Origin of the sequence: Pseudanabaena sp. 'Roaring Creek' (genome assembly GCF_001402795.1) — a bacterium.
Taxonomy (GTDB): Bacteria; Cyanobacteriota; Cyanobacteriia; order Pseudanabaenales; family Pseudanabaenaceae; genus Pseudanabaena.
Genome location: NZ_LIRE01000704.1, coordinates 1 through 13,042 on the forward strand (window position 1 = coordinate 1; position 13,042 = coordinate 13,042).

Consider the following 13,042-nt stretch of genomic DNA (forward strand, 5'->3'; position numbering starts at 1 on the left):
TATAGCTACCGCCAACTGTATCAGGACATAAAACCCAAGATCATGTTGCCGCGCTCCGCGCGACAACACGATCTTGGGTTTTAATTTTGTCCTAACAAGACTGGCGGTAGCTATAATTCACAAAAGTATTGTCACACTTTTGTGAATTGGCATTATACATATTTTCTTTAGGTAAGTTAATTACGGTATGAATCAAAATACTTACGAGATTCTGAGTCAAACGCAAAGGCAGCGTGTTAGTGATGGCGCGATCGCTTCCATTCTTGATCATTGCGATAATTGCCCATCAGAACAGCACGAATTAAACCGCAAATTAAACCGTAAATTGATTTTAGTGCTTCCACAATTAGGCGATTTTGATAGCCTCGAATATATTTGGTGGATACAGCGAGAAATCGATCGCATTCAATCCGCAGGAATTGTTGTTAGAGCTGTAGGTATCGGCGATCGCCAATCGGGTCAGTATTTTTGCAAATTTACGGGCTTTGATGAAAACAGCCTATTTATTGATGCTACAGGAGAGTTACATCGTCAGTTAGGTCTGTACTCAGGATTGACTGCGAAATACCCCTTACTATCCGCAGGACAAAGCGCTTGGATTAATTTAATGCTGATGTGTGCGGGGATTGGCAGTCAAGGCACCTTAGCAGAGGTTTTTCGTGGCTATCGTGGCGATCGCTTTGCCCCCCAACTGATCGGTGATGAAGAAATAATTAAAGCCTCACCATTACCAGCTTTAAAAGGCTCATTCTTCCAATGGGCGGGCGGTAAAGGCTTTCAACGTCCTTTTGAGCTAGCAACTTTGCGCTTGCGAAACATGGCAGAAGTTCTCGGCAACTGGAAAGCCTACGTTCCCGATGCGTCCTATATGACTCAGCGTGGTGGGACTTTCTTATTTGACGAGCATAACGCACTGATCTACGAGCATCGCGATCGCGGCATTCTAGGTTTTACTGCTACCCCCAGCTACCCATTGACATTTTTGTTTGGCAATCAATCCACAAATTAATCTACCAGTCAAAAATCAATTCCTTCCTAAACCTTTTCCTCAAAGTCAGGGGCATAGGCTTGCAAAAGATTGCTAAGCTGGGAAAGTACGGAGTCCTTATTAATCGATCCAAAATTAGAGCGATCGGGGAAAAATTCAGGACGATCGATATTGCGATCGATCGCTTCCTTGACCTGCTGGGCGATCAAATGTTGTAAATCGGCAAGGGCACGATCGCGTTGATAATTAGCACCCTGTTCTGTAGTGGCGTATAGAGGCGGTAAACGATTTAGGGCATAGGCGGCAATATCCCCCAAGTCTAGGACTTTATTACTTGTTGCCTCGATCTCTGCGACCCTTGCCACGGCTTCGCTCAGCACCAACTCTTCCATCACATTAATAAACTGCTTGCGGGGAACGGCAACCACCTCTCCCGTCAGCAATGCACCCATCAGGCGATCGAGTGCCATATATTCTTCAACGGATAGTTCAAAGGCACTGTCACAAATTCGCCCAACTTCCGACTCCATCGCTGGAGTTAAGTAGCCATCTTGCAAAGCCTGATCGACAATCGACTCAATGCTGGTTTTTTCTAGCTTTTCCACTGTTATCTCTTTAATAACGCAACATTACCGCAACATTATGGCGCAATATTAAGGCGCAATATTAAGGCGCAACACTAGGGTACTTCAATAGGGATAATCGTATACTCGGGCAGAGACATCTGAAAATGCTCTTTTTGGCTAAGCAGAATAACGAGTCTTGCTACAGACTGAGGCTTAACGGCCAAATCGCTCCAAGGTACGGCAATTTCTAAACATTGCTCAAAACCTATTTTCGTATGAGTTGCGATGGTTTCCCACTGAAACTTTTCTGTAGATTCTTGAAGCTGGACTGATTTATCGGCAAAATCGATCGCTAGGTGATGGCGAAATAAATAATTTAGCGGTGATACATCAGGCATATCAAGAAGCTTGACAGGGCTGTTGGGGTGGATCCTACTCGGATAAAACCATAACAAATGTAGTTTACTTTGAACAATGCTCTCTAGATTACTAAATTCTAGGCGTAAGTAGCAATAAAAATGATCGTAACCATACCATAGGCGCTTGACAGGAGCATTTTGATGCATTGCCCCGCGTGCGCCACTAATTTCAATTTTGCCTGCCCCTTGCCAACCCTCATTTTCAAATCTGCCGTTAATTAAGGGCTCGATGAGATTGGTAGGACGATCGCTGGTAGAGACATCGTGGGGTTCGAGAGGATAGAGCAAGGCGTGGGGGACTGGTTCGTTCAAGGCTCGATAAATGACCTGTAGATGCTCGCGGAATAGGCGATCGAACATGGCATCATCATTGGAGCTATGTCCCTCACCAAACCACCAGAACCAATCCGATCCTTCGGCTGCCATCAAGCTTTCCCATGCTTCGGGATTATTATCTGGCGTTGCCTCTTGATGACTTGCTAAAACATTTCTGGCTTCGGCAAGTAACTCCCAAGCTCTATTTTTGACAGGGTCGCCGATCCATGTCGTAAAACTAGAGTCAATCCAAGAGCCGCTATGCAACTGATGCGGGGGGATTTTTTCTACGGGGGGAAATTTTTCTAGATATTCCGAGGGGGTAACCAATTTGAGATTGTCGTTGTTAGAAAGATTTTCATATAGGGTCTGCAAAAACGGATTGCCATCTTGAGGATAAAATTCCCAACAGTTTTCCCCATCAAGGGCGATCGTTACCAACCAAGGCTGACTTTCTGGATGTTCGGCTAAATACTCATTTTGCTGCCTGTGGATCGCCATCAAGCGATCGCATAGGTCATCACTGGCAGCTTGCGGTAAAAGTGCGCCATAACTAAAGCCAATGAGATCGGACAGCAGGCGATCGCGAAAGATAATTGCTAAGTCCCCGTGAATTGTTTCCAATCGATAGGGTTGGTAGAGCAGGTGAGGGGCATCGATCGCTCCCCGCTCATCGCGACGGAAATAATGTCCGAGGCTCCAGCCTAAAATCCCTTCATCGGAACATAGCCAAGAAAATCCTTGCTTAGAGACATGGGGCAAAATTGCGGGACTAACGGATTGCTCCGATGGCCACAACCCCTTGGGCTCACGGTTGAAGTGATGGCGGTAAACCTCCTTAGCTTTTTCTAAATGCAGCGTGATATCTGGCTCATGGCGGAAGCGATTGTTAGGCAGATTTATCTGCGGTACAGCGATCCTACCCGCCTGCGTATCGGCGAGGAGAGGCATGATCGGGTGCATATAAGGAGTGGTCGTAATTTCCAGTTGTCCTTGCTCTTGCATTAGCCGATGCTGGGGCAAAATTTGAGCGATGATCTTGCGTTGCTTGCTATAAATTCTTTGGCGATCGGCAAGGGTGAAATCTTTACCACGGCTGAACCATTCGGCAATTTCGGGATCGGTATCTCGAAATAGGGGATCGATCCATGACAAATTATGCCAAGCCAGTAAATCACTAAAATCAGGTGCTTGCCAATTATTAATGCACCAATCAATGCCGTAAGCCTGTCTTTGTGCCCATAAATCGGCATAGCGATGGTATGGCTCGATCATTGTTTGATGGTTGGCATCAAAAAAATGTTCGACAATAAAGTTTTTCTGCGATCGCGTTAGCGTATCCACAGGAGTCAAGGTTAGTGATAGATAAGGATCGAATGCTTTCCCCTCCACATAGTCTTGTAATTGGAGAATCAAAGATGGCACGAGGTTAATCGTCTGATGAAGTTTGGGGTATCTTGACAACATCAATGCCAAATCTAAATAATCTTTTACGCCATGCAACCTCACCCAAGGCAAATGATATTTGCCAGCGATCGCACTTTTGTAAAGAGGTTGATGTTGGTGCCAGATAAATGCGATATGTAGAGGAAAGGACATAGGATGACTGGCAATATGACTGGCAATACTTCTAGAAATTGTGACACACCTAACCCTAGTTCGATCCAAATACTTTGTATAAAGCTATGTACGATTAGCCTCAGTATATGTTTAATGGGCTGTGCTCCTACGGGTAATGATGCATCAAAACCATCTACTAGCATAGCGATCCCCGCAACTTCATCTACGCCAACCCTTGCTCCCCAAACCAAACCCAAACCAGTTTCAGAGCTGGCTCAATACTTGTCAATTACTGCCACAGCGACTATCTCAGGAAAAGAAATCCAACTAGAGGTAGCTAACTCCCCAGATGAACAGGAGAAGGGATTAATGTTTCGCCCGCCCTTGACCGACGATCGCGGTATGCTATTTCCCTTCATTCCCGCGCGTCCCGTGGCTTTTTGGATGAAAAACACCCCTTCTCCCCTCGATATTATTTTCTTGCTCAATGGCGAAGTAAAAGCGATCGCCCGTAATGCGACGACCTGTAAAAGCGATCCCTGTCCGATCTATCCAGAGGGTGGTGTCGTTGCTGACAACGTCATTGAAGTGAGATCTGGTTTAACCCAAGAACTCGGTTTAAAAGAAGGCGATCGGATTTCTGTCAAATTCTTGTTGCCAAAAAATCAATGATCGCTATAATTCTTGTGATTCTATTTTGTGTAAGTAGGAAAGCTAAATTAAAAGCTAAATTATCTGTAGGATGCATTAGCGTAACGTAACGCATCCATAACATGCTTTTACAATTCAATTGTATAAAAATTCAATTGTATAAAGATGATGGGTTACGCTATCGCTAACCTAGCCAACATTTAATTCCCACAACCTATTTATTAAGTTATTTAGCAAAGTCTGTACTGTTTCCTATAGCGGGTTCTGTACTAATTCATTGCTAGTAAGTCTCTAACCCAAAATAAATTCCAAATAAATTCCAAATAAATTTTAAAATTTATTTTTAAAATTTATTTTTAAAATGTTCAAAAACTACTTTGTAATTTCTCCCTGAAAGTGCTACAAGTAGCAGTGGTGAATCTTGAGTGAAAAAAGAGTTAAGAAAATGACAGCTAGCAGAGCGAGAATGCCTGAACCACAGAGATCCCCTCAGCCTCTTGATCGCAAGAATAAACGCCTGCAAGCAAGTCGCCCCCCAGCCAATAATCGCAATGTGAAACGGTTGCCAAGGACAAACTCTTTTCCTTTGCCCCTATGGTTGCGGGTTTTGATGGCTACCCAAAAACTTTCTATCGCTGCTACCGTTTTACTCACTGCCTCGGTATTCGCTATTTATGGGTGGACGGTTTATGCTCAAGAACAATGGAATCAACAATATAAAAAATTAGAACAACTCCAACGCCAAGAACGACAACTGACTAATGCCGCAGGGTCTTTTGACAATGAGATGTTGCAATCAATTCAAAAGAAGCCTGGAGAGTTAGTAAGGGAGAGTCCAGAAAAATCAATTTTTTTACAAGCAGCTCCGCTTCGCCCCAAGCGTGAAGTCCCATCCACCGTATCGGAACTTCCACAGAGCAAGCGCAACGAAAGCCTCGGCTACTAGGCTACTAAATGATGAACTAGCTAAGAAAACCCAAGCTAAGAAAACCCAAATAAATTTTATGACAGTTGAATTTCCTGCTTTTACCCATACCCTCCTTGCCGCCAAAAAAGCAAAAGGTTTAAGCTTTGCCGATCTTGAAGAGTTGATTGGACATGATGAAGTCTGGATCGCGTCGTTGTTTTATGGTCAGAATAGTACTTCCGTTGAAGAAGCCCAAAAAATTGCCGATATCTTGGAGCTAGGGGAAGATATTGTTTCGGCATTAAGCTCCTTCCCCAGTAAAGGCTTAGGCGCAGTAATTCCTACCGATCCGCTCATTTATCGCTTTTACGAAATCATGCAGGTGTATGGTTATCCCATTAAGGAAATTATTCATGAGAAGTTTGGCGATGGCATCATGAGTGCCATTGACTTTACCCTCGACATCGAGAAGGTGGAAGATCCCAAAGGCGATCGCGTTAAGGTGACGATGAACGGTAAGTTTTTGCCTTATAAAAAGTGGTAAATCCTCTGGTATAGCTACAGTCAATTGAATTAGGACAAATCAAACCCCAAGGATTGACTGGCGGCGCTTCGCGCCGCCAGTCAATCCTTGGGGGTTATGTCCTAGTACATTTGGCGATAGCTATAAAACTATGCGATTAAATCGCGAATGACAATACTGGCAAGGTTTAAACCAAATAGGGCAGGTAAGTAGGAAATTGTGCCGTAATACGATCGCTTAAAGTTACTGCCATCGGTTAACTGCAATGAATTCCGATTGACCAACTCCTCGGAATAAACAGCAATAATATTTGCCTGAGCGAAACCCTTACGCCTTAGCCCTTTCCGAATTTTGTAAGCAAACCGACAACAATCAGTTTCAAAAATTGGCGCGATTCTCACCTTTTGCGGATCGATCCTGCCACCAGCGCCCATACTACTGGCTACCTTTACCCCATTCGTAGCCGCTGCCCCCAGAAAATAAAGCTTGGGCTGCAAACTATCAATGCAGTCTAGTACCCAATCAAACTTAGTCGTAACTAACTCCATCATCAGATCGGGAGTTAAAAATTCCTTAATGACGGTCAATTGCATCTCTGGATTGATATCACGCATTCTCACCGCCATGACATCTGCTTTATGAACATCGACAGTACTATCGAGCGCGACAATCTGACGATTTTTATTGGAGGGATCGACGCGATCGCCATCCACAATTGTCATGCGACCGATCCCCGCTCGACATAAAAACTCCGCCGCGAAACTGCCCACACCTCCCATTCCAACTACTAAGACATTAGCCTGTTGGAGTTTTTTCAATCCATCAGCACCAATCAGCAGTTCCGTTCGTTGTAACCAATCTGTCATCACAAAAAATCAGATTATAACAAAGAGCCAGCTCAAAGCGCCATTTCTCCTATTCGTCTGTTTGTTGTTATGATTGTAAAACCGAATTTTAGCGGTTTTAGCCCAAACCTATGACATTACCCTCCCATGCCGCGCTAACTAAGACCGAACTACTCGATCGCTATGCTAAAGGCGATCGCAACTTCGAGCAAACCCATCTGCATGACATCGATATGCAGGGAGTCTCGCTGCATGGGATTGACCTGAGCGAATCGATCTTAACCCACGTTAATTTGAGCGGCGCAGACCTACGCGGAGCCGATCTCGGCTGGGCAGATCTCAGTCAGGCAAACCTCACCAAAGCCGATCTAAGAGGAGCAATTTTAACTCGCGCCGATCTCAATCATGCCAACCTAAGCGAAGCCAATCTCCTCAAAGCTGACCTTAGCTTGACGAAACTCGATCGTACAAATTTAAGTGGCGCAACTATGCCCGATGGTTCCATTCACCCCTAAAAAGTAAAAGCCTTGCTAAGCAAGGCTTTTATAGCTACAGTCACTTAAATTAGGACAAATCAAACCGCAAGAATTGACTGGCGGCGCGAAGCGCCGCCAGTCAATTCTTGCGGTTTATGTCCTAGTCCATTTGGCGATAGCTATAACACCAATTCACTGAAGTGAGACAACACTTCAGTGAATTAAAAACCAAGCCCAGTAAGGGTTTTTAAAACACAAAATGGTTTAGCCATTTTGTGTTTTGGTATTACTTAGGAAATAGATGGAGCGTCCAGTTACAGGGTTGTTGCAAATCACCAAAGCGACCATTTGCCCAGTACCAAAGGGCGAGGCGAGTCCGAAAAAATCCGATTACCAAAAAATGACCTTGGGGAATGGCAACACCATATTTACGTCCATCGGTGGGCGTAATCTGCCAAGGGGTATCGTTGCCCTTAACCAGCAATTGCGAGCGATGGTAGATCTTCTGATATTGCAGCGGTAAGGCAAATATGGCGTAAACATGATGCTCACCACGCCAAGGTTCAGCCAAAATCTTAATGGGATGAAATTGCAAACTATCGGATTTACTGAGGCTATCTGTCATAGCTGAACATTGCTGAGACTGGGCTGATGGGTCGATCTGAGAAGAGGTTGTCTGGGGAGACAAGGCGATGACTGTAATTGCCGAGATACTGACTAGGGCTAAGGCTATAACCGCTATGCATAGGAATTTATTTTGAGCCAACCAGTTTTTCATTCACAGGTATCAAGGCGAGTTAATAGTAGGGCGATCGCATCAATGTATTGCTTCAATTCCTTTGACGGAAGATTGCTGTTATTAATGATGATACTGAAAATAACTTCGCGATAGTGCGGCGGACTAGCATAGCCAGATAGGGCAACAGATCCTGTCAATCCGCCAGTCTTGGCTTGAATTATGCCCTGTGCATCAGTATTTTTAAATCGATTAGTTAGACTACCATCAACACCCGCGATCGCTAAGGATTTACGAAAATGGCGATCGCTAGCCATACTTTGTAAAAGCTGCACGATCGTTTTGGGGGTGGTCAAATTCTGACGCGATAGCCCCGAACCATCGACTAATAGAGCGTTATCAGAGGGGACATTGATCGATTGTAAATACTTGTTAACGGCGAGCAAACCGCCCAATACACTGTCATCGGGAAGGACTTCATGGAAGCGATCGCCCAAAGCACGGAGCAAGAGTTCAGCGTAAAGATTGTTACTATTTTTGTTGGTGATACTGATTAATTCCGAAAGCGGCGGCGACAAAGCGATCGCCAAATCTTGGATCGGGGGAAGCTTTTGAGCTTTGTTACTATTTTTGTTACTACTGTCTGAAGAGATGGTAATGCCCTGCGCGAGCAGTTCTTGGCGTAAAAGCGCTAATAGATTGGCTTCAGGATCGGGAATTGCCACACCACCAAGCTCAGGTTCAGATTTTTCGGGTACTTGTCCTGTGATGATCACCACTTTTTGACCATAGGGACGAATCACTTGTAAGGTAGATGGCTCATCGGCTCCAACAGTGATTGATTGATTATCTACCCGCCAGTCGGTTGCGAAGTTGGGTTCTTCCCATGCAAATATTGCAGGCTTGCCGATTGAAGAGGGACTAACTATCCAATTGAGAGCATTTTCATTAATGGTAAATGGTGAAGCCTTCGCTCCATAATATTCCTGTAAATCTCCCCATTCCCAACTATCGCCAATCTCTGCCCCCTTGCGGGCTGTCAAAGTCCAGATTCCGCCATTGATCTGCTTTACCCCTTTATTCTTGAGTTGTGTGACTAGGGATTTGAGTCCTGTCGCCGATTGCAAACTCGGATCACCTGAAGCAACTAACCACAGTCCATGATCGATTTCACCCCTATCATTAGGAGGATTGCGCGACATTAATCGAGTCGCAAAGCGGTAGTCAGCCCCCAAAGTTTTGATAGCAGTCGCCGTCACAAATAATTTGGTATTAGAAGCAGGCATAAAATAGCGATCGCTATCTAGACTTGCCAATGTTTGCGATTTAGTCCCATTAGTTTGGATAAAAACACCAACGCGTGAGTGATTTAATTTAGGGGATTGGGCAATTTTTTCCACCTCTTTTTGCATCTGTGCAGGACATAGGCGATCGCTTTGAGCTTGAATGGGAATTACTACAATTAAGGAGGATAAAATCAGTGCAATCTCGGCAAATAGACTGTTTTTCATTAAGAAATAGAATGAAATTGAGAGAGCTAACAGACTAGCACAAAAGATAAATAGAGCCTCTATCCTGATATTGATAGCAGCTATCAATATCAGGATAGAAAACCCAAAATATTGTTGCCGCGCTCCGCGCGGCAACAATATTTTGGGTTTTAATTTTGTCCTAACAAGACTGGCGGCAGCTATAACTTGAAAACCCTTATACCAAACCTCCAAAGATGATTGGCGACGTAAAGCGTCGCCAATCATCTTTGGAGGTTTGATTAGCTTAAAACCCATAGATAAATAGTCTGTTCTTGATCGCCTATTTTGATTTTTTCCATTTGACTAGCAGGTAAATCTCCCAAATCATATTCATAGGAAATCACCTTTGTTCCTGCTTTTAGTTTGGATAAAATTTCATTACGGACGCGGAGATTTGCCTCTGGCAAAAGGTATAGCGTAACCACCGTAACATCCCGCAAATCCGCCTTAAAAAAATCTTGCTGAATAAATTTAATCCGATCGTAAATTGTCGGTGTTTTAGCGATCGCTGATTTTAATTCCCGATCGGATTCGCGAATTAGTTCGGGATCGATCTCAATGCCGATCGCTTTAGCCCCAAACATCTGCGCCGCAGCGATCGCAATCCTGCCATCACCACTGCCCAGATCGTACACAACATCGGTTTCTTTGACATTTGCCATCTGGAGCATTTTCTGCACTGCTGCCATCGGTGTTTGCAGATAGGGAGCATCGGGAAGGCGCTCAGGCTCGGATGCCTTGGTGACAGTAATAGCAACATTTGCAGGCGCAACAGTCTCTAGCTGGTTGGGGGGAGATAGAGGACTATTCACAAAAAAAGCATTGCAAGCCAATAAGGTCGAGCAGGTAATTACGGCCATGAAAACAAACCGAATCAAGGTACCCATAGCTGCTTTATTCAAACCCTAATTGTTGCAAGACTGCCATCTGTGCCTCTGGCTGTTGACTATAGGCAAAGCCCCAAGGCATCTGCATCGGTAATAGGGGCAAAATCTCATCTAAAGTATAGGGGCTGCCATAGAGCACCACTGCTTGCAATTTATTGTCTAGGAGCATTAACTTGACTAGATTTTGAATTTTTTGAAGCAGATTTGTATTCCCTCGGAATGGATTGCCGCGACTAAAGATTTGGATAAATACTTGTGAAAATTGATCGTATTTCAGATTTTCTAGCATCAATCCATCCGCAATAATGCGTTGATAGCCGTTGTGGTTGGGCAATCGTACCGCAGGCGATCGCTTACACAGGAATTCTTCACAGGTCAGGGGATCGTCAACAACAATTAGATTGAGATAATTTGCATCTAACCGCTCTTGGGCGCTACTTGATGCCAAGGTGGAGATAGAGGAATAAACATTAATGGACTTGGTGGCAATTTGAGCGGCAATATCGAGATGCTCAGGATTACCGAGTTTTTGCAGATTTTGCGGAATCCCAGCAATCTTTTGTTTTGCTTTCCAAATCCTTTGGACTGAAGCGCGAATTTGCGCTTGCGAGATTTCTTGGTTTTCTACCGCCGCACAAATGGCATGGATTGTGGCGATCGGATCGACGGGCATTAGTAATATATCTACACCTGCTTTGACGGCTTTAACGGCAATCTCCTCAGGACTACCTAAATTAGACACCCCTGACATAATCAGAGCATCCGTAGTAATAATTCCCTCAAAGCCAAGTTCATTGCGTAAAATTCCCGTGATAATCCGATGGGACAGGGTCGCAATATTTTGAGGATCCAATTCTGGGACAAAAATATGGGCGCTCATAATCGCATCGACTCCCGCCGCGATCGCATTGATAAAGGGCGGAAATTCGACATTATCAAATCTCTGGCGATCGTGAGGAACTACGGGGGTCTGTAAATGGGAATCTACCGAAGTATCCCCATGCCCTGGAAAGTGCTTCGCTGTGATCAAAACGGGATGTTGCTTTGCACCAGAAATAAATCCTCGCGTCGCCCCCATTACCTCACCCACGGTAATCCCAAAAGCCCGTACGTTAATCACAGGATTTTCAGGATTATTGTTAATATCGACAATCGGCGCGAGCATCCAGTTAATCCCGATCGCCAAAGCCTCCTCCGCCGTAATTTTCCCCATATCCTCGGCATATTTCATCGACACCGCCTGCAAAGCCATCGGGGGTGGGAACCATGTTGCACCGCTAAAGCGCTGTCCTACTCCCTCTTCAATATCTGCGGCGATTAGCAAAGGTATCTTTGCCATAGACTGCAATTGGCAGGTTCTCAGAGCGACTTCGGGGGCGCTGCCACCCAACAAAATAACTCCCCCAACCCCATATTGTCCGATCAGAGTTTGGAGTTTGGCATTGGATAATTCCCATTCTGGGTACTGGATCTGGTGGTCGTATAGCATTCCACAGGTACGTACCACCACCATTTGAGAAACTTGCTCAATGAGGCTCAGGCTATCAATATCGGGCAAGTCGATCAATGACATAATTTACAAGATTTACTAACTAGATTTACTAACTAGATTTACTAAAAAGTAGTATTTTGCAGGAGAAAGCCAGAAGATAACTCTTCACAAGGAAGATTTTAACAAGGTAGGGCTTAAAACTCTAGCGCAAAATCTTTCCTTGTCATTGGTTGAGGTACTTCTAATCCTTCGCCACCAATATATTTTAAGGGCTTGCCCTCAACGGACAAATAGACCTTAGCATCAGGCTCTAGACTAGTCGCAGTGTACAAAACCTGAATGATCCTTCCTTGCATTGATGCCGAACCGCCACCTTTCGTAAAGTCTTTGGAAAAATTAATCCGAATTTCCTTATTTTTGGTAACTGCACTCAATACTTGGGTATTGGCAGGAATAGCACTGTATAGCTTGGATTCGGGTGGATTCTCGGAAATCAAGGTTTTAATGACGGAGGCGATCGCTTCGTCATTACTTTTGGCTTTAACGGCGATCGGTACGGCAACCAGCTTATTCTTGCTTGATTCAATCCAGTAAACTGCCAATTGTCCATCAACGGCTCTCGTTGCTGTCGGGGACTGGCTGACTTGATTGATGGAGCTGGGCGCAGATGATTGGGGATTTGGTTGATTGTTCAGAGTAGAGTTAACCAAAATTGCCGCACCAGAGCCACCAACAACTGCCGCCGCTACTAAACCTAACCAAGTATTTTTACTTAAAGTTGGAATTTTCATGATTACGCTCCTCGACATTGACTATTTGCATCATACTCTTGACGCAAACAAACTTGAATTAGCTCCTTACATCTTCATAAAACCCTATAGGGGCTAGAGGCGCTTAGCGCCTCTAGCCCCTATAGGGTTTTATCGGAAAACTGGGTTTAAAACCCCGTGCTTCTAGCACGGCTTTATATTAATGCAGGCATCTTACATAATATCTGACATAATGTGAGCATGGCGCAAAAAGCATTCAAGTATCGATTCTACCCAACTCCTGAGCAAGAAACCTTGCTTAGAAGAACGATGGGTTGCGCTCGATTAGTTTACAACCGCGCTTTAGCCGCAAGGACAGAAGCATGGTATGAACGT

14 protein-coding genes are annotated in these 13,042 nt (G+C 44.6%); 6 read left to right on the forward strand and 8 right to left on the reverse strand.

Annotation, left to right across the window (positions count from 1 at the left end; genetic code table 11):
* Positions 1–187: 187 nt before the first annotated feature.
* Positions 188–1,009: a peroxiredoxin-like family protein gene (locus tag AC805_RS20240; RefSeq protein WP_055077080.1), complete on the forward strand. Its 822-nt coding sequence runs from the start codon at positions 188–190 to the stop codon at positions 1,007–1,009.
* Positions 1,010–1,035: 26 nt separating this feature from the next.
* On the opposite strand, the gene AC805_RS20245 is transcribed toward AC805_RS20240, so the two are convergent.
* Both AC805_RS20245 and AC805_RS20250 read right to left on the reverse strand, forming a co-directional pair.
* Positions 1,036–1,593 (reverse strand): late competence development ComFB family protein, encoded by a 558-nt coding sequence (locus AC805_RS20245; RefSeq protein ID WP_009627050.1) that lies wholly within the window; start codon positions 1,591–1,593, stop codon positions 1,036–1,038.
* Between the two features lie 74 nt (positions 1,594–1,667).
* Positions 1,668–3,887 (reverse strand): glycoside hydrolase, encoded by a 2,220-nt coding sequence (locus tag AC805_RS20250; RefSeq protein WP_055077081.1) that lies wholly within the window; start codon positions 3,885–3,887, stop codon positions 1,668–1,670.
* Between the two features lie 3 nt (positions 3,888–3,890).
* On the opposite strand from AC805_RS20250, the gene AC805_RS20255 reads away from it, so the two are divergent.
* The 3 genes from AC805_RS20255 (at position 3,891) to cynS (ending at position 5,950) form a co-directional block, all read left to right on the forward strand.
* A complete protein-coding gene (locus AC805_RS20255; RefSeq protein ID WP_231663889.1) occupies positions 3,891–4,520 on the forward strand; it encodes a DUF192 domain-containing protein in 630 nt (209 codons plus the stop codon).
* Between the two features lie 424 nt (positions 4,521–4,944).
* Positions 4,945–5,445, forward strand: coding sequence for a hypothetical protein (locus AC805_RS20260; RefSeq protein WP_156341498.1), 501 nt, complete (start codon positions 4,945–4,947; stop codon positions 5,443–5,445).
* Between the two features lie 58 nt (positions 5,446–5,503).
* Complete coding sequence (cynS, locus tag AC805_RS20265; protein ID WP_055077083.1) at positions 5,504–5,950, forward strand: cyanase; 447 nt, start codon at positions 5,504–5,506, stop codon at positions 5,948–5,950.
* A gap of 128 nt (positions 5,951–6,078) precedes the next feature.
* Here the strand turns inward: cynS and AC805_RS20270 are convergent, their stop codons facing one another.
* Positions 6,079–6,795, reverse strand: a complete 717-nt coding sequence (locus AC805_RS20270; protein ID WP_055077084.1) for a ThiF family adenylyltransferase — start codon at positions 6,793–6,795, stop codon at positions 6,079–6,081.
* Between the two features lie 110 nt (positions 6,796–6,905).
* Between AC805_RS20270 and AC805_RS20275 the strand changes: the two genes are divergently transcribed.
* The gene (locus tag AC805_RS20275; RefSeq protein ID WP_055077085.1) at positions 6,906–7,289 is read left to right on the forward strand and encodes a pentapeptide repeat-containing protein; all 384 of its coding nucleotides are present in this window, start codon (positions 6,906–6,908) and stop codon (positions 7,287–7,289) included.
* A gap of 247 nt (positions 7,290–7,536) precedes the next feature.
* On the opposite strand, the gene AC805_RS20280 is transcribed toward AC805_RS20275, so the two are convergent.
* The 5 genes from AC805_RS20280 to AC805_RS20300 all read right to left on the reverse strand — a co-directional run bounded on the left by AC805_RS20280 (position 7,537) and on the right by AC805_RS20300 (position 12,688).
* Positions 7,537–8,028 (reverse strand): hypothetical protein, encoded by a 492-nt coding sequence (locus AC805_RS20280; RefSeq protein ID WP_055077086.1) that lies wholly within the window; start codon positions 8,026–8,028, stop codon positions 7,537–7,539.
* On the reverse strand, positions 8,025–9,497 hold the full coding sequence (gene dacB / locus AC805_RS20285; RefSeq protein WP_072143698.1) for a D-alanyl-D-alanine carboxypeptidase/D-alanyl-D-alanine-endopeptidase: 1,473 nt from the start codon (positions 9,495–9,497) through the stop codon (positions 8,025–8,027). The genes AC805_RS20280 and dacB overlap by 4 nt, the downstream gene beginning before the upstream one ends.
* Before the next feature lie 260 nt (positions 9,498–9,757).
* Positions 9,758–10,405, reverse strand: a complete 648-nt coding sequence (locus AC805_RS20290; RefSeq protein ID WP_072143699.1) for a methyltransferase domain-containing protein — start codon at positions 10,403–10,405, stop codon at positions 9,758–9,760.
* A 7-nt stretch (positions 10,406–10,412) separates the two neighbouring features.
* Positions 10,413–11,978 carry a glycoside hydrolase family 3 N-terminal domain-containing protein gene (locus tag AC805_RS20295; RefSeq protein WP_055077089.1) on the reverse strand — a complete coding sequence of 522 codons (1,566 nt, stop codon included), beginning with the start codon at positions 11,976–11,978 and terminating at the stop codon, positions 10,413–10,415.
* Positions 11,979–12,091: 113 nt separating this feature from the next.
* Positions 12,092–12,688, reverse strand: a complete 597-nt coding sequence (locus AC805_RS20300) for a GerMN domain-containing protein (protein ID WP_055077090.1) — start codon at positions 12,686–12,688, stop codon at positions 12,092–12,094.
* Between the two features lie 219 nt (positions 12,689–12,907).
* On the opposite strand from AC805_RS20300, the gene AC805_RS24950 reads away from it, so the two are divergent.
* A partial coding sequence (locus AC805_RS24950) for a helix-turn-helix domain-containing protein (protein WP_156341499.1) occupies positions 12,908–13,042 on the forward strand: 135 nt, incomplete at its 3' end.